At 62.7% G+C, this 26799-nt stretch carries 27 protein-coding genes and 1 pseudogene; 8 read left to right on the top strand and 20 right to left on the bottom strand.

The genetic code is table 11. From position 1 onward, the window contains the following. Positions 1-160: 160 nt before the first annotated feature. A pseudogene (gene tnpC / locus F2P44_RS32285) lies at positions 161-1342 on the top strand (IS66 family transposase); the annotation flags it as partial. A 148-nt stretch (positions 1343-1490) separates the two neighbouring features. On the opposite strand, the gene phoR reads toward tnpC, so the two are convergent. The 7 genes from phoR to pstS form a co-directional block, all read right to left on the bottom strand. Then, a complete protein-coding gene (phoR, locus tag F2P44_RS32290) occupies positions 1491-2771 on the bottom strand; it encodes a phosphate regulon sensor histidine kinase PhoR (RefSeq protein ID WP_167093856.1) in 1281 nt (426 codons plus the stop codon). Between the two features lie 217 nt (positions 2772-2988). Then, positions 2989-3678 (bottom strand): response regulator, encoded by a 690-nt coding sequence (locus F2P44_RS32295; protein ID WP_167093858.1) that lies wholly within the window; start codon positions 3676-3678, stop codon positions 2989-2991. Between the two features lie 5 nt (positions 3679-3683). Beyond that, the gene (gene phoU, locus F2P44_RS32300; protein WP_054267437.1) at positions 3684-4391 is read right to left on the bottom strand and encodes a phosphate signaling complex protein PhoU; all 708 of its coding nucleotides are present in this window, start codon (positions 4389-4391) and stop codon (positions 3684-3686) included. A 31-nt stretch (positions 4392-4422) separates the two neighbouring features. Further along, positions 4423-5208, bottom strand: a complete 786-nt coding sequence (gene pstB, locus F2P44_RS32305) for a phosphate ABC transporter ATP-binding protein PstB (RefSeq protein WP_167093859.1) — start codon at positions 5206-5208, stop codon at positions 4423-4425. 25 nt (positions 5209-5233) lie between these two features. Further along, entirely contained in the window at positions 5234-6094 is an 861-nt protein-coding gene (pstA, locus tag F2P44_RS32310; protein ID WP_167093861.1) for a phosphate ABC transporter permease PstA, read from the bottom strand. Beyond that, positions 6091-7080: a phosphate ABC transporter permease subunit PstC gene (pstC, locus tag F2P44_RS32315; RefSeq protein ID WP_229413853.1), complete on the bottom strand. Its 990-nt coding sequence runs from the start codon at positions 7078-7080 to the stop codon at positions 6091-6093. Before pstC ends, pstA begins: the two co-directional genes overlap by 4 nt. Positions 7081-7251: 171 nt before the next feature. Then, complete coding sequence (gene pstS, locus F2P44_RS32320; RefSeq protein WP_167093862.1) at positions 7252-8295, bottom strand: phosphate ABC transporter substrate-binding protein PstS; 1044 nt, start codon at positions 8293-8295, stop codon at positions 7252-7254. Positions 8296-8526: 231 nt separating this feature from the next. On the opposite strand from pstS, the gene ppk1 reads away from it, so the two are divergent. Together ppk1 and sixA are read left to right on the top strand one after the other, a co-directional pair. After that, entirely contained in the window at positions 8527-10629 is a 2103-nt protein-coding gene (ppk1, locus tag F2P44_RS32325; protein ID WP_167093864.1) for a polyphosphate kinase 1, read from the top strand. A gap of 12 nt (positions 10630-10641) precedes the next feature. Next, positions 10642-11109 (top strand): phosphohistidine phosphatase SixA, encoded by a 468-nt coding sequence (sixA, locus tag F2P44_RS32330; RefSeq protein ID WP_167093866.1) that lies wholly within the window; start codon positions 10642-10644, stop codon positions 11107-11109. 518 nt (positions 11110-11627) lie between these two features. Here the strand turns inward: sixA and F2P44_RS32335 are convergent. Further along, positions 11628-12767, bottom strand: coding sequence for a polyamine ABC transporter substrate-binding protein (locus F2P44_RS32335; protein ID WP_187363504.1), 1140 nt, complete (start codon positions 12765-12767; stop codon positions 11628-11630). A gap of 166 nt (positions 12768-12933) precedes the next feature. Between F2P44_RS32335 and F2P44_RS32340 the strand changes: the two genes are divergently transcribed. Together F2P44_RS32340 and F2P44_RS32345 are read left to right on the top strand one after the other, a co-directional pair. Further along, positions 12934-13632 (top strand): FadR/GntR family transcriptional regulator, encoded by a 699-nt coding sequence (locus F2P44_RS32340; protein WP_167093868.1) that lies wholly within the window; start codon positions 12934-12936, stop codon positions 13630-13632. Continuing rightward, complete coding sequence (locus F2P44_RS32345; protein ID WP_167093871.1) at positions 13625-14140, top strand: type II secretion system protein; 516 nt, start codon at positions 13625-13627, stop codon at positions 14138-14140. The genes F2P44_RS32340 and F2P44_RS32345 overlap by 8 nt, the downstream gene beginning before the upstream one ends. A gap of 91 nt (positions 14141-14231) precedes the next feature. Here F2P44_RS32345 and F2P44_RS32350 read toward each other — a convergent pair whose 3' ends face one another. From F2P44_RS32350 to F2P44_RS32400, 11 genes are all read right to left on the bottom strand, one after another. Further along, entirely contained in the window at positions 14232-15044 is an 813-nt protein-coding gene (locus tag F2P44_RS32350; protein ID WP_167093873.1) for a pectate lyase, read from the bottom strand. 77 nt (positions 15045-15121) lie between these two features. Further along, positions 15122-16177 carry a pectate lyase family protein gene (locus F2P44_RS32355; protein ID WP_167093875.1) on the bottom strand — a complete coding sequence of 352 codons (1056 nt, stop codon included), beginning with the start codon at positions 16175-16177 and terminating at the stop codon, positions 15122-15124. Between the two features lie 606 nt (positions 16178-16783). Continuing rightward, on the bottom strand, positions 16784-17167 hold the full coding sequence (locus tag F2P44_RS32360) for a prepilin-type N-terminal cleavage/methylation domain-containing protein (RefSeq protein ID WP_167093877.1): 384 nt from the start codon (positions 17165-17167) through the stop codon (positions 16784-16786). Beyond that, the gene (locus F2P44_RS32365) at positions 17142-17606 is read right to left on the bottom strand and encodes a type II secretion system protein (RefSeq protein ID WP_167093903.1); all 465 of its coding nucleotides are present in this window, start codon (positions 17604-17606) and stop codon (positions 17142-17144) included. The genes F2P44_RS32360 and F2P44_RS32365 overlap by 26 nt, the downstream gene beginning before the upstream one ends. A gap of 7 nt (positions 17607-17613) precedes the next feature. Next, positions 17614-19488: a secretin GspD/PilQ domain-containing protein gene (locus tag F2P44_RS32370; RefSeq protein WP_167093879.1), complete on the bottom strand. Its 1875-nt coding sequence runs from the start codon at positions 19486-19488 to the stop codon at positions 17614-17616. After that, positions 19485-19967, bottom strand: a complete 483-nt coding sequence (locus F2P44_RS32375) for a hypothetical protein (RefSeq protein WP_167093881.1) — start codon at positions 19965-19967, stop codon at positions 19485-19487. Before F2P44_RS32375 ends, F2P44_RS32370 begins: the two co-directional genes overlap by 4 nt. Next, positions 19967-20494 carry a GspMb/PilO family protein gene (locus tag F2P44_RS32380; RefSeq protein WP_167093883.1) on the bottom strand — a complete coding sequence of 176 codons (528 nt, stop codon included), beginning with the start codon at positions 20492-20494 and terminating at the stop codon, positions 19967-19969. The genes F2P44_RS32375 and F2P44_RS32380 overlap by 1 nt, the downstream gene beginning before the upstream one ends. Beyond that, positions 20491-21060 (bottom strand): PilN family protein, encoded by a 570-nt coding sequence (locus tag F2P44_RS32385; RefSeq protein WP_167093885.1) that lies wholly within the window; start codon positions 21058-21060, stop codon positions 20491-20493. Before F2P44_RS32385 ends, F2P44_RS32380 begins: the two co-directional genes overlap by 4 nt. Beyond that, entirely contained in the window at positions 21057-21713 is a 657-nt protein-coding gene (locus F2P44_RS32390) for a hypothetical protein (protein WP_167093887.1), read from the bottom strand. Before F2P44_RS32390 ends, F2P44_RS32385 begins: the two co-directional genes overlap by 4 nt. Then, positions 21694-23346, bottom strand: a complete 1653-nt coding sequence (locus F2P44_RS32395; protein ID WP_370662777.1) for a GspE/PulE family protein — start codon at positions 23344-23346, stop codon at positions 21694-21696. Before F2P44_RS32395 ends, F2P44_RS32390 begins: the two co-directional genes overlap by 20 nt. Before the next feature lie 20 nt (positions 23347-23366). Further along, the gene (locus F2P44_RS32400) at positions 23367-24548 is read right to left on the bottom strand and encodes a type II secretion system F family protein (protein ID WP_167093891.1); all 1182 of its coding nucleotides are present in this window, start codon (positions 24546-24548) and stop codon (positions 23367-23369) included. 391 nt (positions 24549-24939) lie between these two features. On the opposite strand from F2P44_RS32400, the gene F2P44_RS32405 reads away from it, so the two are divergent. The 3 genes from F2P44_RS32405 to F2P44_RS32415 are packed head-to-tail and all read left to right on the top strand — an operon-like array spanning position 24940 to position 26303. Next, positions 24940-25266, top strand: a complete 327-nt coding sequence (locus tag F2P44_RS32405; RefSeq protein ID WP_167093893.1) for an ArsR/SmtB family transcription factor — start codon at positions 24940-24942, stop codon at positions 25264-25266. Next, positions 25263-25673, top strand: a complete 411-nt coding sequence (locus F2P44_RS32410; RefSeq protein WP_167093895.1) for an SRPBCC family protein — start codon at positions 25263-25265, stop codon at positions 25671-25673. The genes F2P44_RS32405 and F2P44_RS32410 overlap by 4 nt, the downstream gene beginning before the upstream one ends. A gap of 30 nt (positions 25674-25703) precedes the next feature. Further along, a complete protein-coding gene (locus F2P44_RS32415; protein ID WP_167093897.1) occupies positions 25704-26303 on the top strand; it encodes a YdeI/OmpD-associated family protein in 600 nt (199 codons plus the stop codon). Positions 26304-26473: 170 nt separating this feature from the next. Here the strand turns inward: F2P44_RS32415 and F2P44_RS32420 are convergent, their stop codons facing one another. Continuing rightward, the gene (locus tag F2P44_RS32420) at positions 26474-26707 is read right to left on the bottom strand and encodes a 3'-5' exonuclease family protein (protein WP_167093899.1); all 234 of its coding nucleotides are present in this window, start codon (positions 26705-26707) and stop codon (positions 26474-26476) included. Positions 26708-26799 lie beyond the last annotated feature (92 nt).

Here is a 26799-nt window from a genome sequence, read left to right on the forward strand (position 1 = left end):
TCCCCTGTCAACGCTTCGCCCCACACCTCGCGGTGTGCAACGCATGACTCGGGGCCAGAGTAATTCGCCATTTCTTCTCCGTATTGGACTTTCACCAACTACTTCTTGCCAGCTTTGCTGGCGCACTAACTGTTCAGCATGAGATTTTGGCCACAAAGGCAGTACGCTCAAGCGGACAGCCGAGCCTACTGAAACGATTGACCACCCGCTGCCGCGCCAGTGTACGCGCTGCCTCAGCACGCTGCCGCTGGCGCAGGCCGTCGTGGCCGAGCGGCGCCAGGTCATCGATGTGCCGGCGAGCGCGTTCGATGTCATCGAACACCGCACGCTAGCCGTGACCTGCTGCTGCGGCCAGGCCCACGTGAGCCGTTTCCCCACCGGCGTAAATGAGCCGGTGCAATATGGCCGCAATGTGCGCGCGCTGGCGGTGCATTTGACGCAGGGTCAAATGTTGCCGTATGCCCGCGCCGCCGGGTTGATCGCCGACGTGTACGGCCTGGTCATCTCGCCGGCCACGTTGCTGGCATGGGTGGCCGAGGCGAGCGCGGCCCTGCAACCGACGGCAGACCAGATCGCCGAGCATCTGCGCGCCGCGCCGGTGCTCAACGCCGACGAATCGGGCCTGCGCGTGGCCGGAAAACTGCACTGGCTGCACATTGCCGCCAGCGAAACGCTGACATGGTACGGCGTGCATGCCAAACGGGGCCTGGAAGCGATCGAGGCGCATGGCATCCTGCCCAAGCGTCTGGGCGTGCTGGTGCACGATTGTTGGGCCCCGTATTGGCGGCTTGACGACTCCATTCACGCCTTATGCAATGCCCACCTGTTGCGCGAACTGCTTTACGTGAAGGAAATCACCGGCCAGCAATGGCCCGAGTCGATGATGCAATTGCTGCTCAGCGCCAATCGGGTTTGTACGGCGGCGCGGCACCAACAGCGTTCGCTCGACGCCGACGATGTGGCCGCCTTCCGCACCGTGTACGACGCGTTGGTCCGCGAAGGCGAAGCGCTTCATCCCGAAACCGTGCAGTCGCCGGGCCAGCGCGGCCGCGGCAAACAATCGGTCCCGGCCAATCTGCTGCGCCGCTTCCGCCTGCACGCCGACGCGGTCCTGCGTTTCATCAGCGATCCGGCCGTGCCATTCACCAACAACGTCGGCGAACGCGCCGTGCGCATGCCCAAGGTCAAACAGAAAATATCGGGCTGCTTCCGCACACTCGCCGGTGCCGAGCACTTCTGCGTCATCCGCTCCTGCCTCGACACGTTGCGCAAACAAGGCCACAGCATGCTCGCTGTGCTGCAACGCGCCTTCGCCGGCAACCCTATTCCGCTAATTGCTTAGCCGCTGAACAGTCACGGAATTTTAAAGTATTGCGATAGGGCAATAAGATATAAGGGCCAGCTTGAACGGTGCCCTATTTTTTCAAAAGGAACGCAATTTTAATGCGCGTACTACATTCGGCACCGGCCAACGACGCACGTGCGTGTCGTCAGGCCGCCGGCAGCGACACGATGAAGCTGCTGCCCTTGCCCGCTTCCGACTTGATACTCAGGTTGCCGCCGTGGCGCAGCAGCACGTGCTTGACGATCGCCAGCCCCAGCCCGGTGCCCTGGGTTTCGCGCGAACGGCTCTTGTCGACCCGGTAAAAGCGTTCGGTCAGGCGCGCGATGTGCTTGTGGTCGATGCCGATGCCGGTGTCGGTGGCGACGAACTGCGGGCCGTTCGGGCCAATCTGCCAGGCCAGGTGCACAGTGCCGCCCGGCGGCGTGTAGCGCACCGCGTTCGAGGCCAGGTTGCCGAAGGCGCTGCGCAGCTCTTCCGCGTTGCCCATGATGTTCGGACCATTGACGCTCGACGTGATCTGGTGCTTGCCGCCCGACAGCGCCCTCGCCTCCTGCAGGATTTGCTCCATCAGCGCCGCAATGTCGACCGATTCGCTGCGCAGCGGGTAATCCACCGATTCCAGGCGCGACAGGGTCAGCATGTCTTCGATCAGGCGCTGCATGCGGTGGCCCTGTTCGGTCATCAGTTTCAGGTGTGACATGCGCGTTTCCGCGTCGAGATTCATTTCGCTCGACGCGATTTCGAGGAAGCCGACGATCACCGTCAGCGGCGTGCGCAGCTCGTGCGAGGCGTTGGCGATGAAGTCGCGCCGCATTTCCTCGATGCGCTGGGTTTCGGTGGCGTCGTGCGTGACCAGGATCTGGCGCCGGTTTTCGAAAGGGATGATCTGGCAGATCAGCTTACGGTCGCGCAAGCTCAGGGTCAGCGGGTTTTCGTAGCGGCCGAGGATGATGTAGTCGATGAAATCCGGGTGGCGGATCAGGTTGGTGACGCGCATGCCCTTGTCGCGTTCCAGGGTCAGGCCCAAGTGGCGTTCGGCGGCCGGATTGCACCATTCGAGGAATAGTACGTCGTCCATGATGGCCACGCCGTCGGGCAGCAGGTGCATGGCCTGGCGGAAACGGGCCAGCCATTCGGTCAGTTCGGCCTGGTTGCGTTCGTCGTCGCGGCGCAGGCGGTACAGGCGCGAAAAGATATTGGTCCAGGAACCCCAGCCGTCGGGGAGCTTGGCCGAGTGCGGGTCGTCCAGCCAGTCGCCGAGCTGGTGCAGGTAGGAGAGCTGGATGAACAGCAGGACGAAGACGGACAGGAAGGCCACGGCCAGGCCGTAGACCAGGCCGAACAGCCACCAGAATACGCCCGCACCAAGCAGGATGAAACTCATGCGCAGCAGCGCGGGGATCCAGAACAGCAGTTTCGGGTTCATGTTGCGGGGGGTGTCCTTGTTCTAGCTAACTGGATAAACCCTCGTTTACCGTTAGCTCCGTCGTTCCCGCGCTGGCGGGAACCCAAGGTTATCTGAGCGGCTACCGGCGGCGCTACGGACTTGGGTTCCCGCCGAGTGCCGCCTTGGCGCGGGAACGACGATTTTTAGAGTGGCTATGGCGATTGCGGTTTCGCTAACAACACCTACTGCATCAATATCATTTCTCCGACAGCATATACCCCACGCTGCGCACCGTCTTGATCAGCTTTTCCGATTCCTTGAGCGCCTTGCGCAGCCTGAGCACATGCACATCGACCGTGCGTTCCTCGATCACCACATGGTCGCCCCACACCTTGTCGAGCAACTGGCTGCGCGAAAACACCCGCTCCGGATGCGCCAGCAAGAACTTCAGCAGCTTGAACTCGGCATGCCCCATGTCGATCTTCTGGCTGTCGATCGATACCGTGCAGCTGACCGGGTCCAGCGTCACCGGCCCGGCACTCATGACCGCCTGGTCATGCTCCGGACTCTTGCGGCGCAGCAGCGCCTTGGCGCGCGCCAGCAGTTCACGCGGGGAAAACGGCTTGGTCACGTAATCGTCGGCGCCATTGTTCAAGCCCGCGATCTTGTCCTCTTCCATGCTCTTGGCGGTCAGCATGATCACCGGAATATCCTGGAAATTGCGGTCCGAACGCATGCGCGAGAGCAGGCGCAAACCCGTCTGGTCCGGTAACATCCAATCGAGCAGCATCAGGTGCGGAATGCGCTGCTGCATGAATTCCCAGGCGTCGGCCACATTCTGCACCGAACACACATTCCAGCCCGCCTCGCGCAGCGAGAACGTGACCAGTTCCACAATGGCCGGCTCGTCTTCTACTATTAATACAGTCGTTTTGTCAGATGCCATTGATATTACGGTAAGGGGTTGTCTGGGATCGAATGCGCCTGTTTGGAGTGCCGGATATCCTTGCCTTCAACGACGTAGATCACATATTCCGCGATGTTCTTGGCATGGTCGCCGATGCGCTCGATGGCCTTGGCCACCCACAGGGTGTCCAGCGCCGACGAAATCGTGCGCGGGTCTTCCATCATGAAGGTAATCAGGTTACGCATGATCGAGCGGAATTCGTGGTCGATCACCGCATCCTGGGCGATCAGCTGCAAGGCCTGCTTGCCATCGAGGCGCGCAAAGGCGTCCAGCGCATCGTGCAGCATGTCGGAGGTGGCGGTGGCAATCGTGCGCACCATTTCGTAATGGTTCACGCCGACCGCGCCGCGCCCGTGCAGATTCTTGGAGGTGCGCGCAATCTTGGCCGCTTCGTCGCCGATGCGCTCCAGGTCGGTGATGACCTTGATCGTGGCCATGACCGTGCGCAAGTCGTTGGCGGTCGGCTGGCGCCGCACGATCAAATGGCTGCAAGCGTCGTCGAGCGCCACTTCCAGCTGGTTGACTTCGTCGTCTTCCGCGATCACGCGGTCGGCGCGCTCCAGGTTGCCGATACGGAAACAGGTCATCGCGTCGAGGAACTGGGTCTCGACGATGCCGCCCATCAGCAACACCTTGGAGCGGATGGTTTCAAGTTCGTGGTCGTACTGCTTGGATGAATGCTCACCTATCATTGCTGCTCTCCGTAATGTGAATGGTCGTGGCTCAGCCAAAGCGTCCGGTGATGTAATCCTGCGTTTCCTTGCGGGCGGGATTCATGAAAATCTGGTCGGTTTCGCCGAACTCGACCAGCTCGCCCAGGTACATATACGCGGTGTAGTCCGAGCAACGCGCGGCTTGCTGCATGTTGTGGGTCACGATGGTGATCGTGTAGTCCTGCTTGAGTTCGCTGATCAGTTCTTCCACTTTCGCGGTCGAGATCGGGTCCAGCGCCGAGGTCGGCTCGTCGAGCAGCAGCACGTCCGGCTTCACCGCCACGCCACGCGCGATGCACAGGCGCTGCTGCTGGCCGCCCGACAGCGACAGGCCGCTCTTGGACAGCTTGTCCTTGACCTCGCCCCACAGCGCCGCTTTTTTCAGCGCCCATTCGACGCGCTCGTCCATTTCGCCCTTGGACAGGTCTTCGTACAGGCGCACGCCGAAGGCGATGTTGTCATAGATCGACATCGGAAACGGGGTCGGTTTCTGGAACACCATGCCGACCTTGGCGCGCAGCATGTTCACGTCCTGGCCCGGATCGAGGATGTTTTTCCCACGGTACATGATCGAACCCTCGGCGCGCTGGCCGGGGTACAGATCGTACATGCGGTTCAGGGTGCGCAGCAGGGTCGACTTGCCGCAGCCGGACGGGCCGATGAAGGCCGTCACCTGTTTTTCAAAAATGTCGAGGCTGACATTGGTCAGGCTTTGCGTTTTGCCGTAGAAGAAATTCAGGCCGGAAATCTCGATCGTCTTGTTCTTTGGCGTTACAGTAGGAATCGGTGTAGGCATAGGGCTCATAAGATGGATCGGTCGATTATTTCGTGGTTTTCTGGCTGAACATGGTACGCGACACAATGTTCAATAACAACACGCTGAAGGTCAGCAACAGCGCAGCGGCCCAGGCCAGGTTGATCCAGTTGTCGGACGTGCTCATCGCGAACTGATTGATGACCACCGGCAGGTTGGCAATCGGCGCATTCATGTCGGAACTGAAGAACTGGTTGTTCAGGGCCGTGTACAGCAGCGGCGCGGTTTCGCCGGTGATGCGCGCCACCGCCAGCAGCACGCCGGTCACCACGCCCGATTTCACAGCGCGCAGGCGCACCGTGGTGGCCACTTTCCAGCGCGGGGCGCCCAGGGCGAAGGCCGCTTCGAGCAAGCTTTGCGGCACCAGGCGCAGCATGTTGTCGGTGGTGCGCACCACCACCGGAATGGCGATCAGCGACAGTGCGATCGACCCGGCGTAGCCCGAATAATGCTTGGAGACGTCGACATACATGGTCCACACAAAGATGCCGAGCACGATGGACGGCGCCGACAGCATGATGTCGGTGACGAAGAGGGTGACCTGGGCGAAACGGTTCTCTTCGCCGTATTCGGCCAGGTAGACCCCGGCCAGGATGCCGATCGGGGTGCTGATGAAGGTGGCCAGGCCGACGATCATCAGGCTGCCGACGATCGCGTTGCGCAGCCCGCCGCCGTCGCTGCCGGGACCGGGCGTATCCTGGGTGAACAGGCCGAGCGAGAGGCCGGCGAAGCCCTTGCTCAGCAGGGTCCACAGGATCCACATCAGGAACATCAGGCCGACCGACATGGCCATCACCGACAGGGCGATGCCGATGCGGTGCTTCCAGAGGCGCTTGCGGTAGACGGGATTGAGAATGGTCTGGCTCATTTGACGCCTTCCTTGCGCGACATTCCGGCCAGCATCAGCTTGGCGGCGGACAGGACGATGAAAGTAATGATGAACAGGATCAAGGCCAGCGCCAGCAGCGACGAGACGTGCAGCGCCGACTGGGCTTCGGCAAACTCGTTGGCCAGGGTCGAGGAGATGCTGTTACCGGCCGAGAAGATCGACCACGACAGCTTGTTGGCGTTCCCGATCACGAAGGTCACCGCCATGGTTTCGCCGAGCGCGCGGCCCAGGCCCAGCATGACACCGCCGACCACGCCGGTCTTGGTGTACGGCAGCACGATCTTGCGCACCACTTCCCATTTGGTGCAGCCCAGCCCGTATGCCGATTCTTTCAGCACGGCCGGCACGATCTCGAACACGTCGCGGATGACGGAGGCGATGAAGGGAATGATCATGATCGACAGCACCAGGCCGGCGGTCAGGATGCCGATCCCCATCATCGGGCCGGTGAACAGATGGCCGATGATGGGCAAGTGGCCGAGGGTGTTTTTCAACAGCGGCTGCACGTATTCGGCGAACAGTGGCGCAAACACCACCATGCCCCACATGCCGTAAATAATCGACGGAATGCCCGCCAGCAGTTCGACGGCGGTGCCCAGCGGGCGGCGCAGCCAGACCGGGCAGATTTCAGTGAGGAACAGTGCAATGCCGAAGCTGACCGGAAACGCGATCAGCAGGGCGATAATCGAGGTGGCGAGGGTGCCGACGATGGCGATCATGGCGCCGTATTTGTCGTTGCCCTGGTCCCATTCGACACTGGTGATGAAGCCGATGCCGAATTCCCTGAAGGCGGGCGCGGCGCCGACCACCAGCGAACCGATGATCCCGATCAGCACGATCAGGACCGATGCCGCGAACAGCAGGGTCACTTTGTGGAAGAAAAAGTCCTGGATGCGCTGCTTGCGCATCGTTGACAGCATGGCAACCTGCTCGCGGTCAGGCGCCGCCGGTTTGCTCATGTCCATTGCGATAGTTGGGTTTGCGCTCATTGATTGACTTCGCGAGGTGTCCACATGGAGGTAGTTTCAAGGTATTACTATAATGCTGACCGGCAGGCATGCCCCATGGCTTGCCTGCCGTGACTTCTTTGCACGACTGCACTTGCGGGGCGGGCATCAGACCCACCCTCTTCCGGCTTACCAGATGGCCTTGCCGGAAGCATCTTTCAGATTGGCTTTCCAGGAATCGCCCACCAGCTTGGTGACGCTGTCCGGCAGCGGCACGTAGTCCAGTTCGACAGCCGACGCGTCGCCATTCTTGAACGACCAGTCGAAGAATTTCAGGACTTCCTTGCCCTTGGCGCCATCGGCCTGGCTCTTGTGCATCAGGATGTACGACACGCCGGTGATCGGCCAGCTGTTCTTGCCAGCCTGGTCGGTCAGGACGATGCCGAAGCCGGGCGCCTTGGCCCAGTCGGCCGAGGCGGCGGCCGCCTTGAAATTCTCGTCGTCCGGCTGCAGGAAGGTGCCTTCCTTGTTCTTGAGCTGGGTGTGAGCGATCTTGTTCTTCTTGGCGAACGCCCATTCCACGTAACCGATCGAGTGCTTGACGCGCTGCACGGTCGAGGCCACGCCTTCGTTGCCCTTGCCGCCCACGCCGGTTGCCCATTTCACGGATGCATCGGCACCGATCTTGGTCTTGAATTCCGGCGACACTTTCGACAGGTAATCGGTGAACAGGAAGGTGGTGCCGGAACCGTCGGCGCGGTGCACCACGGTGATTTCTTCGGCCGGCAGCTTGACGCCCGGGTTCAGGGCGGCGATTTCAGGCGCGTTCCACTTGGTGATCTTGCCCAGGTAAATGTCGGCGATGACCGGGCCGGTCAGTTTCAGCGCGCCCGGCGCGATGCCGTCGATGTTGACCACGGTAACCACGCCGCCCATGATGGCCGGGAACTGCATCAGGCCGGCGGTGTCGAGCTCTTCCACGCCGAGCGGCTTGTCGGAAGCGCCGAAATCGACGGTTTTTGCCTTGATCTGTTTGATGCCTGCGCCGGAACCGACGGATTGATAGTTCAAGCCATTGCCGGTCGCCTTCTTGTACGACTCCGCCCATTTTGCATACACGGGATAAGGAAAGGTCGCACCTGCGCCGGTCATGTCAACTGCCAGGGCGGAAGTCGAAGCCGCCAGTGCGCCAACGCCAACGATGATGGAAGCTAACAACTGTTTCATTCGCATATCAAGTCCTTGTGGGTTATACAACGTGGAATGCTGCGCAGTCTAACGCGCAAATATGACACGTTTATGACATGACCGAAATCCTGTAAGAATCCTTTTTCTGGCTGCATGATACGCTTGGCACGTCCACCAGCCATGTCACACAATCCGCACCTTGTGTCACCGACTTGTAATATTTCTTTATTACACTGGCTGCGTTTACTATTATCTATCTGACTAGTTAAAGACATAATGAAAACTGCATCGACGCCGGACCCGGCGCGCGCCAACATCTTCCTCGACCGCGAGCTGTCACAATTGACGTTCAACCGCCGCGTGCTGGCGCAGGCCGAAGATACCTCGCTGCCGCTGCTCGAGCGCCTGCGCTACCTGTGCATCGTCAGTAACAACCTGGACGAGTTCTTCGAAGTGCGCGTGGCCAGCCTGCTGGCCCAGGGAAACCTCGCGGAAAATCCGGCATTGGCGGCCAACCTGGCGCGCATCAGTAATGAATGTCACAATCTGGTCAAGGACCAGTACGCCGTGCTCAACACCGAAGTGCTGCCCGAACTGCAAAAAAACGGCGTGCACCTGGTGCGCCACACCGACCGCAACGATGCGCAGCGGGCCTGGGTGAAGGACTATTTCGAGCGCGAAGTGCGCCCCCTGCTCACGCCGATCGGGCTCGACCCGGCCCACCCGTTTCCGCAGGTGGTCAACAAAAGCCTGAACTTCATCATTTCGCTGACCGGCAAGGATGCCTTCGGACGCGGCACGGGCATTGCCATCGTCAAGGCGCCGCGGGTGTTGCCGCGCGTGATCCGGCTGCCGGACCACTTGTCGACCAACGGCGGCATGTCGTTCTGCCTGCTGTCGTCGATCATTCACTCGCACATCGAAGACTTGTTCACAGGCCGCGAAGTGATCGCCTATTCCCAGTTTCGCGTCACGCGCGACAGCGACCTGTGGGTCGACGAGGAAGAAGTCAAGAACCTGCGCCAGGCGCTCAAGGGCGAGTTGCAGGGACGCCAGTTCGGCACCTCGGTGCGGCTGGAAGTGGCCAAGAACTGCGTGCCGGAACTGGCCGCTTTCCTGCTCGAGCAATTCGGGCTCGACAAGAGCCGCCTGTACGCGGTCGACGGCCCGGTCAACCTGGTGCGCCTGGCCGAGCTGATCGACCATGTGAAACAGCCGAGTTTGCGCTTCGAGCCGTTCGTGCCGGGCATGCCGCAAAAGTCCACGCATCACGACATCTTCGAGCAGCTCAAGAAGCACGACATTTTGCTGCACCACCCTTTCCAGTCGTTCCAGACCGTGGTCGACTTCATCCAGGTGGCCGCGCACGACCCGTCGGTGGTGGCGATCAAGCAGACCATCTACCGCACCGGCATGCATTCGGACCTGATGGAAGCGCTGATGGCGGCCGCGCGCGCTGGCAAGGAAGTGACGGTAATCCTGGAACTGATGGCGCGCTTTGACGAAGAAGCCAACATCAACTGGGCCGACAAGCTGGAGCAGGCCGGGGCCCAGGTGGTGTACGGCGTGGTCGGCCTGAAGACCCACGCCAAGGTCGCGCTGGTGATCCGGCGCGAGGAAGCCGACGCCGACGGCAACCCGGGCGGCTTGCGCTTCTACGCCCACCTCGGCACCGGCAACTACCACCTGACCACCACCCGGCTGTACACCGACTTTGGCCTGTTGACCGCGCACGCGGAAATGGCGCAGGAAGTGAACGAAGTATTCATCCATCTCACCAGCCTGACCAAGCCGCACAAGCTGACCCATCTTTGGCTGGCGCCGTTCGCGCTCCAGAACGAGATCATCAAGGCGATCCGCAACGAAGCCAAGATCGCCCGTTCGGGCCGGCCGGGGCGGATCATCGTCAAGATCAATGCGCTGGTGGACGAATCGGTGATCCGCGCGCTGTACGCGGCCTCGCACGATGGCGTGAAGATCGACCTGATCGTGCGCGGCGCGTGTACCCTGAAACCGGGCGTGCCGGGGCTGTCGGAAAACATCAAGGTGCGCTCGATCATCGGGCGTTTTCTGGAACACAGCCGGATCTACTACTTCCGCAACGATCTGGCGCACGATGTGTACCTGGCCAGCGCGGACTGGATGAGCCGCAACCTGTTCCGCCGCATCGAAGTCGCCTTCCCCATCCTGGACAAGGCGCTCAAGCGGCGCGTGATTACCGAGGGTTTGAACCCTTACCTGAAAGATAACTCGAACGCATGGGAGCTTGATCCGAGCGGGCATTACCAGCGGCGCCGGGTGCGCGGCAAGCAGATTGAATTTTCGGCGCAGCGTCACCTGATGGAATTGTTGGGCACGCCGCCGGTCGATAGCGAGTAAGGAGACGACAGCATGGATCTGATTTTATGGCGGCATGCGGAGGCCTACGACGCCGAACCGGGCCAGGACGACATGGAGCGCGCGCTCACGCCCAAGGGGCAAAAGCAGGCCAGGCGCATGGCCGACTGGCTGACCTCGCAGCTGCCGGACAGCTGCCGCATCCTGGTCAGCCCGGCGCTGCGCACCTTGCAGACGGTGGAGCCGCTCAAGCGCAAGTTCAAGATCGTGCATGACTTGGCGCCGGGCGCCGATCCGGAAGATGTGCTGATGGCGGCCAACTGGCCCAATGGGCGCGAGCCGGTGCTGGTGGTGGGGCACCAGCCGACCTTGGGGCAAGTGGCGGCCTTGCTGCTGTCGGGCCAGCCGCAGGATTGGCAGATCAAAAAAGCCAACGCGTGGTGGCTGGTGCAGCGCGAAGCGCTCGACCCCTACAGCCTGTATTTGAAGGGCGTGATGGCGCCCGACCTGATTGTCAAATAAGTTCATTGGCAGCTTGAATTGCGAAATTCATCTGCTAAAGTTTAGATGTATCAACTAAGGGGAGAAATCGCTCAACGGCGGTTCATGATCATGTTAAGCATACTTTTCATGGCCATTTTTGGAGGGATGGTAGGGCTGGTGCTGTATGAACTGGTGGAAGAGGTTCACGGCAGCGCGCTCGACCTGCGCGATCGCTATCACGAATAGCACTGGGCCTGATAAGGGCCGATAAAAAAAGCGGCAAGGCCTTTTTGGCGCTTGCCGCTTTTGCGTTGGCGTTGGCGTTGCCGTTTGCGCGTGCGTTTGCGTTTGCGCGTGCGTTTGCGTTTGCGTTTGCGGGACGAGCCGTGTACACGTTCCGCTGGCTCGCTAGTAGCGGATTTGACGTTATCCTTTCCCTACCACCGTCGCCCCCGCGCAGGCGGGGGACCAAGTTTGCATGCTCAGCCCCGGACTACGGAACGAACTTGGGGGCAACGCATGCGTTCCCGCCTGCGCGGGAGCGACGGATGGGTTGATCAGCGCCCGGTCTTGAACTTCGTATACGTCCTGGTCATCACCCTGCGAATATCCTGCGGTACCGCTTCCGGCGCAACCATCTTCTTCAGATCCTCATCCGACAGGAACACGCTTTTGTTCTCCGCCACATCCTTGCGCACGAATTTCATGCCGGCCTTGTTCGGATTCGCAAAAAACACCTTGTTGGTCAGCCCGGACTGCACGTCCGGACGCAGGATGTAGTTAATCCACAGATGCGCATTGTTCGGATGCGGCGCATCGGCCGGAATGGCCATGGTATCGAACACCAGCGGCGCGCCGTTCTTCGGCACCAGCGCCTCGATCTTCACGCCCTTCTTGGCATCAATGGCGCGCTGGCGGGCGATATTGATGTCCCCTGCCCAGCCGAAGGCCAGGCAGATGGCGCCGTTGGCCATGTCGTTGATATACCCGGAAGAACTGAACAAGGTCACGCTCGGACGCACCGCCTGCAGCATCTTGCCCGCCTCGGCATAATCGGCCGCATTTTTTGAATAGGCCGGCTTGCCCATGTAATGCAGCGCCGCCGGGAACACCTCGGACGGCGAATCGAGGAAGGATACGCCGCACGATTTCAGTTTGGCCGTGTACACGGGATTGAAAATGAGCTCCCACACATTGGCCGGCAGCGGGGTCGTGCCCAGCGCCGCCTTGACCTTGTCGACATTGATGCCGACCGTCGTGTACCCCCACATCCAGTCGACCAGATACTCATTGTTCGGGTCCAGCACGGCCAGCTTGGCCTGGATGCCCGGATCGAGGTTGGCCAGGTTCGGCAGCTTGGACTTGTCGAGTTTGCGCAGCAGCTTGCCGTCAATTTGCTGGCGCGCCCACGGTGCCGTCGGCACCACGATGTCATAACCCGATTTCCCGGCCACCAGCTTGGCGTTCAACACTTCGTTACTGTCGAAGACATCGTAACGCACCGTGATGCCGGTCTCCTTGGTGAAATTCTTGATCGTGTCGTCGCCGATGTAATCGGACCAGTTATACACGTTCAGCACCTTTTCCTCCGCTTGCTGGGCCTGGGCCGGAGCGCCCGACCAGATCACCGCGGCCAGGGCGACAAGGCCGAGCCCGAGCCGACGTTGTGCGTGCGAATGCCGATTGACTGCCACCATTGATGCCTCCGTAAGTAGATGAAAGCCCCGCATATCGGGGCGTACTGCCAGAATCATCGGGCATTGCGGCCCGGTTGGCAAGCGCCGCCGCGCACGCCGAACTGGCCCACACCGGCCCTCTTGCGGTATCCTTTCCGCTTATCCCCTTCCCGGACAATTTCCGACCATGAAAACAACCCCTGCGGCGCCCGGCGGGAATGCCCCGGAACCACGCATGTACCGGGTGGTGGCCGACAGCATCCAGACCCTGATCGCCGCCGAGGGCATCCAGCCGGGCCAGCGCCTGCCGGCCGAACGCGACCTGTCCGCGCGCCTGGGCGTGAGCCGCGCCTCGCTGCGCGAAGCGCTGATCGCCCTCGAACTGGGTGGCGTGGTCGAGGTGCGCAGCGGCTCGGGCGTGTATGTGAGCGCGCTGGCGGGCGGCGCCAGCCAGGCGCCGGAAGTCGGCCCCGGTCCGTTCGAGGTGCTGGCCGCGCGCCGCATGATCGAAACCGAGGTGGCCGGCATCGCCGCCAAGATGGCCACCGATTCGGCCATCGACGCCATCCTGACCGCCGTGCTGGAAATGGAGCGCGACCACGAAGACCGCGCCGGCAACGAGCAGGCCGACCGCAATTTTCACATGGCGCTGGCGCGCGCGACCGGCAACACGGCGCTGGTGGGCGCGGTCGACTACCTGTGGAACCAGCGCGGCACACTCTGGCACAAGCTCAAGGAACACTTCCAGACCGAGGAACTGCGCAAGCAGACGCTGATCGACCACCGCAACATCCTCGCGGCCATCGCCGCGCACGACGTGGCCGGCGCGCGCCACGCCATGCGCACCCACCTCGAACGCGTGACCCGGACCTTCTCCCGTGCGTAAGCAGGGCATGGCGGCGCGCACCGGTGGCTTTACCTACGTGGGGCTGATGGTGATGATCGCCGTGATCGGCGTGGCGACGGCCGCCACCGTCTCGGTGGGCGAACTGGCGCGCCGGCGCGAGGCCGAAAACGAGCTTCTGTTCGTCGGCAAGCAGTACATCCGCGCCTTTCTCGAATACGAACTCAATACGCCGGAAGGCCATGCCAGCCATGCGCCATCGCGCCTGGAAGATCTGCTGCAAGACCCGCGCCAGCCGGGCATGAAGCGCTACCTGCGCCAGCTCTATCCCGACCCGATCACCGGCAAGGCTGACTGGCAGCTGGTGCGCGCGCCGGGCGGCGGCGTGATGGGCGTGCGCAGCGCATCGTGCGCGCCGACGATACGGCGCAGCTTCCCCGACGGCGACTGGATGTACCTCGATGGCCAGAAGCGCTACTGCGACTGGCAGTTCGCGTATGTGATGGCATGCGGCGGGAACTGCAAAGACACGCTCAAACCCGAGGACTGAGGTCCGCAAACGAAAAAAAGACCACGCGGCAGGTTGCCCTGTCGCGTGGCCAAACCGGCCTCAAGGGCCGCTACTTCACCTGATCGCTTGATTACTTGAAAATGCAGGCACGCGCAATGTTGTCGGCGTCCTTTTCCTTGTGCGGTTCATTGCCTTTGACAGTGCCGACGAAGGCCGCGCAGCGCGACGACGATTTGTTCGACACGAAGTCGCTCATGGTCGCCACATCGTAGGCCTTGGCCAGCGCCGGCAGTTTCGATGCGTCGAAGCTGCTGTTTACGCCCACGCCCGCATTGACGTTATAGATCGTCACGCCACTGATGGAGACGGTGCGTGCCGATTGCTTCGAGCAGTTGCCGCACGAGCGATACAGCTTGCCGCCTTCTTCCGCGTAGAAGTTGGTGATGACGATCTTGCTGTTTGCGCCGTTATTCTGGAACATCTTGTCGGCCGCCTTGTACGCAGCGCCGCCGGTGACGGTCATGGTGCCGGCGCCTTTGAGGGTGGCCGCATCTTCGCCCACATCGCCCCAGTACACGTTCTCGATCTTGCAGTTGCCTGCGCAATGGACGCCATCGGCGCCGCCGGCAGTCAGGTTACGGCCCGCGCCCTTGGCAGGATCGCCCAGCACCACGTTCTTGAGCGTCGCGCCAACCCCGAGGTTGAAGTGCGGGATCTGGTTTTCCGACTGGCTGCCATTCATGTTCTTGGGAGTACCGACCAGGCAAACCATCTTGCCGTACTTGACCAGGCCATCGAACACGGTATTGGCCGGTACGTCGGTCGTTTGCGTGACCGGCACTTTGGTGCACGACGGGATGGCGCGCTTGCCGGGGGCGGCCAATGCGCTGGTGGCGACGAACAGTCCGATGACTGCGAAAAGAAGGGCATTGAATCGTTTCATGGTGACTCCTGATGGATGAATGAAATAACCATCCCCGCCTGGGGGATGGGTAGAACTACAACGAATTCACAGCGACATTACTGGGCCAGGTTGGTGCGCGCACCGGCGGTGGCGATGGCTTTCGCTTTCACGCCCGCAGCCGCGCTGGCGGTGTAGTTGTAGCCGGTCGGGCCGTAGGACTTGGTGGTCTTCCAGTCGGTGGCGTTGGCGTAAATGCCGTCTTCCGGCGCGCCCCAGGTAATGCCGCTGCCGACGAAGTTGCTGCGCAGGTCCCAGTACCCGAGTTTGGCGCTGTCGCGCGAGGTGACCGGGTTCCTGACGTTCTCGAAGTAGTTCGATTCGACCAGCGCCATCGCGCCCATGCGCACGTTGATGCCCGAGGTGTCCACGTTGCCGAAGTAGTTGTTGAAGATGTGGGCTTTACCGTAACGCAGCAGCGGCAGGCGCGACTTGACGTTCTCGAAGCGGTTGTTGTGGTAGGTGGTCAGCGAACCGGCGTTGAGGGTGTCCTTTTCGCTGTAACTATTGAGCGCCACCTTCTGGTAGTTGTACACGTAGTTGTAGGACACCGTGATGTGGTTGGCGCCCTTCTTCATGTCGATGCCGCCGTCGAACGACGCGTCGCCCGCGCCAGGGCACGACTTGATCGAAGCGAAAATGGTGTTGTGGTCGATCCAGACCTTGCTTGGCTTGCCGCTCGACGTGCCTTCGATCGAGATCGAATCGGCGTCTTCGCCGCCCTGCAGCAGGCCGATGGTCATGTTCTGCACGATCACGTTGCTCGAATCGCCGACGATACGGATGCCGAAGTTGGCGGACGAATCGGCCGCCCAGCGGATCGTGATGTCGTTCTTGCCCTTGATTTCCAGGGTCTGGGCCGGCTTCTTCCACTGCGCGCAGACATCCTTGATGCTGGCGAAGTCGAACTTGCCGGTGTAGTTCAGTACCAGGCCGCCGCTGCCCGAATACGCCTTGATCTTCGCAGCCATGTCGGCCAGCGAGGATACATTCACGGCAGCCTTGCTGCCGCCGCCCGTGGTGGCGGCGCCGTAGCCCACCGGCCCGGCCACCGCTTGGGTGGCAGCCAGCACTGCGGCGGCGGCCAGGGTCAGTTTCAATGTCGATACGTTCATGCGGTTTACTCCGTAAGTATTAGTATTTTCTTAAAACGCCAGGCCGGCTGGAATGCTCCCGCTGGCGGCGATGTAGACCGAACGGAGCGCCGCCATGTTGCCGTATTGCATCCACAACGCGCACGGGTAAATGCGTCCTGCGGGTCGGCCATAATGCAAATAAATCAACGTTCGCTGGGTCTGCTGCGAGGATGCACGTTTTCACGATGACATGTCAACATCGTGTTAAATAGCTAAAAGCATTATTAAGATACCAATTTTCGAAAGGTGGTTCGCCGACGGGGTACCCAAGGGTGAGATTGTCACAGCGAATGACTTTATTTTTCTCTTAACGTCTTAGTATATGCACTCAACGCATACCAAGATCGTGAAAGTGTGATTTTTGATGCGAAGTGGGCAAGCAGCGCAATATTTCAATATAGATAAGACCTCATGCCGATAAAGAATGTCAAATTAAAGCCAAAAAAACAACATTTGGTATGACCAGTTCCATTTATTGGTCAATCCACTGGCCAATTTTGGCTAGTCCAAATATGGGCTTTTCCAGAAAATTCAACCGATTTTTTATTTTTTGGCCTGACCGAAGCAAAGCAGCAAGATTGCAAGTCAGAGCCGGCTGAAGGGCATGCCGTCGCGCGCGTTGCCAGGAGCGCCACTGTAGAGGTTGTAGACGCCGGCGCCGCTGTCGGGCGCGACGAGGATCCAGGTCGAGGTACTTTCGGTCAGCGGATCGAGCGGCAGGGTGCGCAGGTATTTGCGCTCCACCAGTTCGCCGAGCGTCTGCGGATAGCGCCCGTTATCGCCATAGAATTTGTCGATCACCTCGCGCGTAATGTGCAGGTTCTCCTTGAGGACCGTCTCTTTCGACTGGTCGATGCTGCGGAAAAAGCGCGGCGCCGCGATCGTCAGCAGCAGCGCCAGGATCGCCAGCACCACCAGCAGTTCAATCAGCGTGAAGCCGCGCTTACCAGCGCCGGTACGCAATGCCATTGAGGCCCACCTGTTCAGAATTGGAGTGCACATCGTAGACATCCTCGCCCGGCTTGGGGTCGGCCGGGTCGCTCTGGTAGGAGCGCGGGCGCCAGGTCTGTTCCGCCGGCACGGACGGATCGCTATGGAACGGATCGCGCGGCAGCGCGCGCAGAAAGAACACCTTGCGCGCCTTGGCGCTGCGCTGGTCAGGCACGCCGTCGACCAGCGCCTGCAGGTTGGGCGGATAGCCGCTGCCATCGAGCCGGCTGGCGATGCGGCCCTCGCCGGCCGCGCGCTTGTACTCATCGAGCGCGGTGCGGATGTCGCGCAAGGCCAAACGCAGCTCCTGCTCTTTCTGGCGCTGCACCGCCACCTGCGCCAATGGCAAGGCGATGGTCGACAACAGCGCCACGATGGCCAGCGTCACCATCAGCTCGATGAGCGTAAAGCCGCGCATGCGCATGTCAGCCGCCGCTCCGTTCAGGCAGCAGCGGACTGGCCGGTGCTGGCGCCGGCACCGGCGGCGCTGGCTCTTGCGGCGCCGCCTGGCCGGGCTGGGCCGCATGGCCGCCCTGCCCGCGCAAGCTGCCATCCGTACCGGCATCGAACTCCACCTCGCCCCCGGCGCCACGCGCCTGGTTGCGCAGCACGCGCGGCGTGATCGACAGGACGATCTCGGTCTTGGTGCGCTCCCGGCCCTTGCTGCCGAACAGGCGGTCGAGCATCGGCAGTTCACCCAGGCCGGGGATGGCGCTCGACGAACGCTTGTCGTTATCGCTGATCAGGCCAGCCAGCACCTGGTTTTCGCCGTCGCGCAGGCGCAGCACCGTGCTGGCATTGCGCGCGCCGATGCGGTAGCCGTACGGCTGGTCGTTACTGTCGAAGATCGTTCCGAGGATGCTGCTCACTTCCAGATTGAGCTTGATCGACACTTCATCGTCCATGTACACAATCGGCTCGGCTTCGAGCTTGAGGCCAACATCAAGGTAATTGACCGACTGCGAGGTCACGCCGGTCGAGGTGACGTTGGCCGACACGCTCGGCACCCGTTCGCCGACCCGGATCAGCGCCTTTTCGCGGCTCTTGATGCGGATGCGCGGATTGGCCAGCACGCTGACGTTATCGCGGTTGACCGATGCCGACAGCCGCATCGGGTCGACGGTCGCCAGCAGAGCGCGCGAGTTCAGGTTTTTCAGGTCGTTGAGGGTGAACGGGTTGGTGGTGACACTGCCGTCGTACGTCACCGTCGATGCGCCGAGCGGGGTCAGGCTCACATTACCCGGCCACTTCACGCCCAGCGCTTCGAGGTCGCTGCGCTGCACTTCCAGGATCTCGACCTCCAGCATCACCTCCGGTTCGGCCACGTCGTGCAGGGCCACCAGCTTGGCCGCCATCAGGATCGTCTCGGGCGTATCGCGCAGCACCAGCATGTTGAGCTTTTCGTCCACCACCAGGTCGCGCGTCTTGAGCAAGGTGCGCAGGCTGTTAGCCACGTTTTTTGCCTCGGCATTGGCGATGCGGAAGCTGCGGATCGTCAGCTTCTGGTACTCGCGTTGCTTGGCCGCGTCGTTCGGATACAGCAGCACGGTGTGTTCGTCGACGATGCGCTGCTCCATCTGCACGCTCATCAAGAGATTGCGCAGCGCCTGCTCGATGGTCGTGTCCTGCAGGTTGAGCGAGACACGCAGGTCGGCCGGCACGTCCTTGTCGAGCGTGAAGCTGATGCCCGAGGTGCGCGACATCGATTCAAGCACCGCGCGCAGCGGCGCGTCGTGGAAGCGCAGGCTCAGTCGCTTCTGGAATGCCTTGCCCAGCGCCGTGCTGCCCGGTACCGTCTCCGCGCGCTCGCGCAGGGCTTGCAGCAGTTTGCCCGCGCGCTGGTTCTTGGGGTGCTTGGCCAGCAGTGCGCGCAAAGCCTCGCCGGCTTCCTCGCGCTTGCCGGCGGCAAGCAGCTGCTCCGCGCCGGCGAGCGCCTGCGCCTGCGCTTGCGCCGCAGCCAGGCTGCGCATGCCGATCATGGACTGGTCCACCGCGCCCAGGGCGGCGGCGCGGCGGTAACCCTCCTGCGCCGCATCCCACGATCCGCGTGCCACATCCTGCGCCGCCTGCGCCAGCACCTGGTTGGTCAGCTGGATGCGCGCATTGGCCAGCAGGACGCGCGCTTCGATGTGTCCCGGCGTGGCGGCCAGCACCTGCTCCAGCCGCGCCATGCCCTCTTCCAGCTTGCCGGCATCGAGCAAGGCGCGGATTTCCGGCGGAGTGGGCTGCGGCCCGGTCGCGCACGCGGCCAGGCCGGCCAGGCTGCATACGAATGCCACATTACGTGCGATTTTTCTCATTCTTCTGTCCCGAAACTGATCCGATGTTCCTTGCCGGTTTGTTGATCCTGAATGCTCACCGATTCCTGGCGCAAGGCCAGCACGCGATAACGTTTTTCGAGCACGGTGCCGGCGCGTGCCAGCAGTACGGCATCGTTGCGCAGCAAATAGGCTTCGCGCACGCCGTCTTCCACCTTGAAACCGAGCAGCACGAACGGCGCCGCAGGCTTGTCGCTGGCGTCCGCCGCATCCGCCGCCGCGCTTTCCTTGCCTTGCGCCGCCGCCTCCACATGGCCGCCGGCAAACAGGTCTGGCACCGGATCGGAAGGATCGGCGATGACGGGCGGCGCACGCACCGGCGCCGCCACGGCCAGCGCCGCGTGCGCGCGGCGCGGACCTTCGCTCACGCCGACCACCTCGGATTCGGGCGCGCTGTCGAACAGCATCAGCAGGCCGACGGCCAGCATCACCGCCAGCATGATCTTGAGCCGGGTCGACATCAGGGCGCCCTTGCCGCCGGTGCGTCCACCGAGAACCACACCGACAACAGCAGGCGCGCCTCGACACCGGCGCCGGTTGCGGCGCGGTGGATGCCCAGTTCGTCGAGCGACAGGCCGGGAATGGCCTGGGCCGCGCGCAGGAAGCGGCGCACCTGCGGATAAGTGCCGGTGGCTGGCATCTGCACTTGCCAGCGGCCGACCCGGCCCGTTTCCTGGCGCCGATAATCGGCTTGCGCAATCGTCAGACCGTTTTCCGCCGCAAGGACGAACAGGCGCTGCACCGCCGCATCGGCACGCGCCGCCGGTGGCAGTGCGCCGTGCGGTGCGCTTGACTGCACCGCCCGCGCGCGCGGATGTTCGCTCGCCTGGACCGACAGGGCCTCGCGCAAGGTGGCTTCCTGCGCCGGCAGCCACCAGCCCCAGGCCACCAGTGCGCCCAGAAGCAGCACAACGCCGGGCAGCATCCACAGCCCATGGCGCACCGCCAGTATCTCAAGCCGCCAACGCATTGCGGTCAATTGCGTCATGGGGCGCCCCTCGGCTCGGCATCGGGCAGGCGGTAAGGTGCCGCCAGCTGCGCTTCGTAATGAAAATTGACGCCGCCTTCGGCCGCCGCTTCGTGACGCATCAGGCTCAGACGCGCAAACACCGGGCTGCCCCCCAGCGTGCGCAGGTAGTCCTGCAGCGCCGGCACGTCTGCCATGTTGGCCTGGACCTTCACGACACCACGTGCCAGATCCGGCTCGAACGATTGCAGGTGCGCCTGCGGCACCCGTTCAAAGGCACTGAAAATCTCTTCCCAGGGCTGCGCGCGCTGCAGCATCGACTGGTGCAGCAGCTGCGCTTCTTCGGCCAGCGGCTGCATGCGGCTGCGCTCGGAGCGCGCGCGCTGCTCGCTGGCGTCGAGCCGCGCGGCCTGCGCCACCCTCGCCCGTTCCAGCTCGCGCCGCACTTGCAGCGCACGTTCGACGGTGAGGACGCCGAGCAGCGTCGCCAGCAGCGTGAAGGCGATGCCCAGCTGGGTGCCGCGCATGCGCCAGTCCCAGCGCCACACGCTGCGCTGGTCGGCAAAATCGATCATCATCGGCTTCATGCGACCGCCTCCAGCTGCGTCCAGCCGGCCGGCATGGCGGGGCCGGACCAGAAGCGCGCGGCCGGCATGGCCACGCCGAGGCGTGCCAGTTCCAGCGCCAGCAATCCGTCCACGTCCTGGCCCGGTTGCTGGCGCACCAGTTGCAGCCGCGCTTTGCGCCACACCAGCAGGTTGACCACGCCATCGGCGGCGGCGCACCACACGCCGTCGGCGGGCAGCGCCGCGCAGTGGCGGTTCCAGTCCTGCAGCAGCGCCGGCAGCACGCGCGCCAGCGCAAAGCCGGCCAGCGCCTGGCGCAGGCCGCGTGGAATCGCGCAGGCCAGCATCGGCGCGTCGGCCTGCCAGTCGGCCTGCAACAGCCAGTCGGCCGGCGCCTGGCCGTACAAGGTTTCGAAGCGGGCATCCAGCAGCAGGCGGCAGTCGCGCAGGCCGGAAATGCCGGCCTGCGCTTCCAGCAAAAAGGTGCGGCTCCAGCAATCGGCCACGCGTACCGACAGGCGCGCGCGCGCCGGCAGCAGTTGCGCCAGCTCGGCTTTCAGCGCGGCCCAGTCGCCGCCAGCCGCCCTGAGCGTGCTGCGCTGCGCGCCGCGCCGCAGCGCGATGGTGTGGGCGCCGATGTCGACGCCGATGTTTTCAGCCTGCCAGCGTGACACGTTTTACTTCCTCCAAAGTGGTTTCGCCGCTGGCCACCAGTGCCAGCGCATCGTCGAACAAGCTGCGCATGCCGCCGGCGCGCGCCAGTTCCTTGATCTGGCGCAGCGGGCGCCGTTCGATCACCAGTTCGGCCAGCGCATCGTCGAGAATCAGGATTTCGGCCACGGCGCGCCGCCCCTTGTAGCCCGTCCCACGGCATTCGCCGCAGCCAACGCCGCGCCGGAAGTTGTAGTGCGAAACCGACGCGCGCGTCAGGCCGCTACGCAGCAGTTCCTCGGCGTCCGGCGTGTAAGGCGCGCTGCACTGGCGGCACGACAGGCGCACCAGGCGCTGCGCGATCACGCCGTTCAAGGCCGACACGAACGAATACGGGTCGATCCCCATGTGGGCAAAGCGGCCGAACACGTCGAACACGTTGTTGGCGTGGACGGTGGACAGCACCAGGTGGCCGGTGAGGGCCGACTGCACCGCGATCTCGCCGGTTTCCTTGTCGCGGATCTCGCCGACCATGATGATGTCCGGGTCGTGCCGCAGGATCGAACGCAGCCCGCGCGCGAACGACAGGCCCTTCTTGTCGTTGACGGGAATCTGCAAGATGCCGGGCAGCTGGTATTCGACCGGGTCTTCGATGGTGATGATTTTTTCGTGGCCGCTGTTGATTTCGGTGATCGCGCCGTACAGGGTGGTGGTCTTGCCCGAGCCGGTCGGCCCGGTTACCAGCACCATGCCGTACGGCTCCGACACCAGGCGCCGCATGGTGGCCAGGTGGTCGGCCGCGAAGCCGGACGAGTCGAGCGTCAGCGTGCCGTGCGCGCTGATCATCGACTGCTTGTCGAGAATGCGGATGACGGCGTCTTCGCCGTGCACGCTCGGCATGATAGACACGCGCAGGTCGATTTCGCGGCCCTGCGCCTCGACCCGGAAGCTGCCGTCCTGCGGCACGCGGCGTTCGGCAATATCGAGTTCGGCCAGCACCTTGATGCGCGAGATGGCCTGCTCCGCGAGCGCGCCGCCGGCCACCTGCGCGGCCTGATCGAGCACGCCGTCGATGCGGTATTTGGTCAGCATGCCGCCCGGCGTGCTCTCGAAGTGAATGTCCGAGACGCCGGATTTGAGCGCATCGTACAGGGTAGAGTTGACCAGCTTGACGGCGGGGCTGCCGGCGTCGCCGAGCGAGGCGTAGCTCAGGCTCTCCATCAGGCGCGCGGAATCGCCCTCGCCTGCCTCGCCGGTCACCAGCGAGTCGACCGAGCGTACCGTTTCCTCCTGCTTGGACAGGTAGGCGTGCAGGTCGGCCGACAGCGCCAGGCGCCAGCGCACCGGAGAGCCGGCCAGCGTTTCGACCCACACCTGCAGGTCTTGCGCGTACGGATCGCACAGCACCGCGCACAGGCCGCCGGCGTCGCGCAGCAGCACGCACTGGCGCTGCTGGGCGCGCGCCAGCGGCAAGCGCTCGAACAGCGGTGCGCAGGCCAGCATGGCGGCCATGTCGATGGCGGGCAGGCGAAACGCGTCGGCCGCCTGGGCCAGCAGCAGGCGCGGTTCGGACTGGGTCAGCGCTTCGAGTTCGGCGAAAAAGGCGCGGCCCGAGCGTTGCGCGTTGTGATGCGCCGTGCGCAGGGACTCCATCATGGGCGCCATCTCCATCGGGTTCATTGCAGGGTACCTGCCAGGTCGAAAATCGGCATGTACAGCAGCACCACGATCGCGCCGATGACGACGCCGATGGCCGCCATCAGTACCGGCTCGAAGGTCTTGCTGAATTTTTCGATCCACAGCGTGGTCTCGGCGTCGTAGAACAGCGCAGCGCGCGTGAGCATCAGCCCGAGTTGGCCGGAGCGTTCGCCCACGCGCAGCATGCGCAGCGCGATCGGCGTGGTCAGGCCGTTCTGTTCGAGCGACTCGGAAAAGCTGCCGCCCTGCGCGATGGCGTGGCGCGCCGCCGCCAGCGCCGCGCGCCGTCGCGGCGAAATGGCGCCGCTGACCATCTCCAGCGCCGATACCACGGCAATGCCGCCTTCGAGCAGCATGCCGAGAGTGAGGTACAGGCGCGCCAGCTCCAGGATGTGCATGCGCTGCGAGACGCCCGGCAGGCGCGAGAACAGCCGCATCAACTCGCCCGAACGGCGCAGGCGGCGCAGCCAGACGAACAGTCCCGCGCCGATGCCGGCCATCGCGAGCATGATCGCCATGCCATGGCCGGCGACGGCGGCGCCCCACTTGATCAGCCACTGCGACAGCATCGGCAGTTCGCGCCCGCTGCCCTGGTAGACCACCGAGAATTTGGGCACCACGTACCCGAGCAGGAACATGCTGACGGCGCTGCCGACCGTGAGCAGGATCACCGGATAGATCGAGGCGCTGACCAGGCGGTTACGCACGCCATCGACGCGCACCTGGTATTCGATATAGCGGGTCAGCGCCCGCGGCAGGTCGCTGGTGCGCTCGGCCGCCTTGACGATGCCGCCGAACAGCGGCGGGAACGATGCCGGTTCGGCCGCAACCGCCACCGAAAAGCGCAGGCCGTCGCGCATGCGCGCCAGCAGGCGGGCCAGCAGCGCACCGGTATCGGTATGGGATTCTTTTTCGCTGAGCGCTTCCAGGCTTTCGACCAGGCCCAGGCCTGCTTCGAGCAGGGCAAGCAGTTCCTGGGTGAACAGCACGAGGGAAAAGGTTTTGCCGCGACGCTGGGCGCTGACCGCCACCGGCCGCACTTCGAGGACGGTCAGGCGCCCTTCGACGGCGGCGCGCGATGCCGCGCTGGCATCGCTGGCGTCCAGTTCCAGCATCTGGACCCGGTTGTCGGGCCCTACAGCACGAATCGCGAAGCGCACGGGCGGATCAGCGCGTGACGCTGGCGACAAGGCCGCGCAACTGCCGGCGTGGAATTGAATTCATGCTGCCCCTGCTTTCAAAAATTCCCAGTCGAACAAGCGGTGGTTTGCCACTCCAACAAAATGCACGCCCACCTTAAGATTATCGGTCATACCAGTTACTTTTCGGCCTGACCAATTCGCATTTTACTACTGTTAATGTCATTTGGATATGTGACTTTTAAGACACGCTATCCATCATTTTTTATTGCAATATCATCTATTCTCGTGCCAGATGAACACGACGCGAGGGCATCGTTGACGTCGCGGCAGCACAACAATTTGATCGCTTGACCTATTCATAACCGCGCGGTTATAATTAAATCCATAGCCAACCAGTTATGAGTACTACATGCAAAACAATGTGAGTGAGATGCTGTTCAAGACGCTTGCGGATCCAACCCGCAGGGCCATCTTCGAGAGGCTGTGCCGGGACGGCGAGCTGACCGTGGGTGCACTGACGGCGCAGGCGGGGATCTCCCAGCCGGCCGTGTCGAAGCACCTGAAGCATCTGAAAGAAGCAGGCCTGGTCCGCGACCGGCCCGCAGGGCGGCAAACGCACTTCAGCGCACAGCCGCAGGCACTTGCTCCCTTGCTGGACTGGACGGCCCGGATGACGGCTTTCTGGGAAAGCCGCTTTGACTCCCTCGATGACCTTTTGAAAAGGATGGACCAATGAACGACGCCTCGCCCCACACCCGCACTGTTGTCGTTGAACGCGACTTTCCGCATCCGGCCGAAAAGATCTGGCGCGCGCTCACCCAGCCGCACCTGATCGAAGCCTGGCTGATGAAGAGCGATTTCGCCCCCGTGCCCGGTCACCGCTTCAGTTTCAATGCGGACTGGGGTTCGGTGGCGTGCGAAGTCATCGTCATCGAAGCCAACAGTTCCCTGTCGTACAGCTGGTCCGCCATGGGACTGGAAAGCGTGGTGACCTGGACCCTGCGCCCCACGGACAGCGGAACGCATCTGCGGATGGAACAGAGCGGCTTCCGTGCGGAGCAGGAGCAGGCCTACCTCGGTGCGCAATACGGCTGGCCGAAGTTCATGGCGGAACTGGAGACTGTGCTGTCCAGGGAAGACTGATTAAGCGGAGAGACGAGGAGGAATTCGGCGATGAATCAAGAGACCAGCACCAATCCGAAGGTCGACGCGATGCTGCAAGGGGCGACCAGCTGGCGCGACGAGTTCGCGCTATTGCGATCGATCGCGCTCGGCTGCGGCCTGACGGAGGAATTGAAGTGGGGCCAGCCCTGCTATGCGCATGAGGGCAAGAATATCGTCCTCATCCATGGCTTCAAGGAATACTGTGCCCTTCTGTTCTTCAAGGGCGCGCTGCTCGCCGATCCCAAGGGCATGCTGGTCATGCAGACCGAGAACGTGCAGGCCGCGCGCCAGGCCAGGTTCACCAGCCTTTCCCAGATCACGCGGCAGCGCAAGGCCTTGACGGCTTGCATCCTCGATGCGATCGAGGTGGAGCGCGCGGGCCTGAAGATCGCCTTGAGGGAGACGTCCGAGTTTCCATCGCCGGAAGAGTTTCAGGTCAGGCTGGCCCAGCTGCCTGCGCTCAGGACTGCCTTCGACGCATTGACACCCGGCCGCCAGCGCGCCTACCTGCTTCATTTTGGCGGCGCCAAGCAGTCGAAAACCCGAGCGTCAAGAGTGGAAAACTGCATCCCGCTGATCCTCGATGGCATGGGACTGAACGACCGGTAAGCGACGCGCTCGCCCCGGCCTGTGTGCCGATCGGCTTTTCAGCGCGAGATCGACAACCCGGCCGCCGAGCGAGTGCCTGGTCAAACCACTTGCCATTGGACCCCTTTATTCAATTTGGTGTCCTTTCAATAATCTGACGACCGTCGCCGACGACTGATGTGGCTGCGGAATCAAAAGAATAAATACGGCGAAAGATTGGCCATGTTGCGCGCATCGTCAATGCCTCGGTGCGGCTGGCCTTCAAACTCAAGACCAACTTTGGCGAGCGCCTGCTCGAGTCCACACGGCTTTCGCATGCTCAAGTTGTCGGCGAAACGCTTCTTGATGTTGATGTGATCCTCGCTAAACGGATAGCGAATTTCATGGTACCGGTAATTGTCAACAAAGATGTCGCGTAAAGTCATGCGGCTTGCTTTAGTATTTCTGGTTGTTCCCGTTCAGGATTTAGCCAGACCTCATCCTTCAAATTCCAGTTCCTTGTCGTGCCAGACCATCG

The organism is Massilia frigida (assembly GCF_011682175.1).
In the GTDB taxonomy this organism is placed as follows: Bacteria; Pseudomonadota; Gammaproteobacteria; order Burkholderiales; family Burkholderiaceae_D; genus Telluria_A; species Telluria_A frigida.

What these genes read in the sequence shown, in the direction of transcription:
- F2P44_RS32380 (WP_167093883.1), bottom strand. Translation starts at nt 20,494, where the DNA reads ATGACGCAATTGACCGCAATGCGTTGGCGGCTTGAGATACTGGCGGTG.
- F2P44_RS32395 (WP_370662777.1), bottom strand. Translation starts at nt 23,346, where the DNA reads ATGATGGAGTCCCTGCGCACGGCGCATCACAACGCGCAACGCTCGGGC.
- phoU (WP_054267437.1), bottom strand. Translation starts at nt 4,391, where the DNA reads ATGATAGGTGAGCATTCATCCAAGCAGTACGACCACGAACTTGAAACC.
- F2P44_RS32420 (WP_167093899.1), bottom strand. Translation starts at nt 26,707, where the DNA reads ATGACTTTACGCGACATCTTTGTTGACAATTACCGGTACCATGAAATT.
- F2P44_RS32335 (WP_187363504.1), bottom strand. Translation starts at nt 12,767, where the DNA reads ATGGTGGCAGTCAATCGGCATTCGCACGCACAACGTCGGCTCGGGCTC.
- F2P44_RS32340 (WP_167093868.1), top strand. Translation starts at nt 12,934, where the DNA reads ATGAAAACAACCCCTGCGGCGCCCGGCGGGAATGCCCCGGAACCACGC.
- F2P44_RS32415 (WP_167093897.1), top strand. Translation starts at nt 25,704, where the DNA reads ATGAATCAAGAGACCAGCACCAATCCGAAGGTCGACGCGATGCTGCAA.
- F2P44_RS32365 (WP_167093903.1), bottom strand. Translation starts at nt 17,606, where the DNA reads ATGCGCGGCTTTACGCTCATCGAGCTGATGGTGACGCTGGCCATCGTG.
- pstA (WP_167093861.1), bottom strand. Translation starts at nt 6,094, where the DNA reads ATGAGCCAGACCATTCTCAATCCCGTCTACCGCAAGCGCCTCTGGAAG.
- pstS (WP_167093862.1), bottom strand. Translation starts at nt 8,295, where the DNA reads ATGCGAATGAAACAGTTGTTAGCTTCCATCATCGTTGGCGTTGGCGCA.
- ppk1 (WP_167093864.1), top strand. Translation starts at nt 8,527, where the DNA reads ATGAAAACTGCATCGACGCCGGACCCGGCGCGCGCCAACATCTTCCTC.
- pstC (WP_229413853.1), bottom strand. Translation starts at nt 7,080, where the DNA reads ATGGACATGAGCAAACCGGCGGCGCCTGACCGCGAGCAGGTTGCCATG.
- F2P44_RS32370 (WP_167093879.1), bottom strand. Translation starts at nt 19,488, where the DNA reads ATGAGAAAAATCGCACGTAATGTGGCATTCGTATGCAGCCTGGCCGGC.
- F2P44_RS32350 (WP_167093873.1), bottom strand. Translation starts at nt 15,044, where the DNA reads ATGAAACGATTCAATGCCCTTCTTTTCGCAGTCATCGGACTGTTCGTC.
- F2P44_RS32375 (WP_167093881.1), bottom strand. Translation starts at nt 19,967, where the DNA reads ATGTCGACCCGGCTCAAGATCATGCTGGCGGTGATGCTGGCCGTCGGC.
- F2P44_RS32355 (WP_167093875.1), bottom strand. Translation starts at nt 16,177, where the DNA reads ATGAACGTATCGACATTGAAACTGACCCTGGCCGCCGCCGCAGTGCTG.
- F2P44_RS32405 (WP_167093893.1), top strand. Translation starts at nt 24,940, where the DNA reads ATGCAAAACAATGTGAGTGAGATGCTGTTCAAGACGCTTGCGGATCCA.
- F2P44_RS32385 (WP_167093885.1), bottom strand. Translation starts at nt 21,060, where the DNA reads ATGAAGCCGATGATGATCGATTTTGCCGACCAGCGCAGCGTGTGGCGC.
- sixA (WP_167093866.1), top strand. Translation starts at nt 10,642, where the DNA reads ATGGATCTGATTTTATGGCGGCATGCGGAGGCCTACGACGCCGAACCG.
- F2P44_RS32360 (WP_167093877.1), bottom strand. Translation starts at nt 17,167, where the DNA reads ATGGCATTGCGTACCGGCGCTGGTAAGCGCGGCTTCACGCTGATTGAA.
- F2P44_RS32410 (WP_167093895.1), top strand. Translation starts at nt 25,263, where the DNA reads ATGAACGACGCCTCGCCCCACACCCGCACTGTTGTCGTTGAACGCGAC.
- F2P44_RS32295 (WP_167093858.1), bottom strand. Translation starts at nt 3,678, where the DNA reads ATGGCATCTGACAAAACGACTGTATTAATAGTAGAAGACGAGCCGGCC.
- pstB (WP_167093859.1), bottom strand. Translation starts at nt 5,208, where the DNA reads ATGCCTACACCGATTCCTACTGTAACGCCAAAGAACAAGACGATCGAG.
- phoR (WP_167093856.1), bottom strand. Translation starts at nt 2,771, where the DNA reads ATGAACCCGAAACTGCTGTTCTGGATCCCCGCGCTGCTGCGCATGAGT.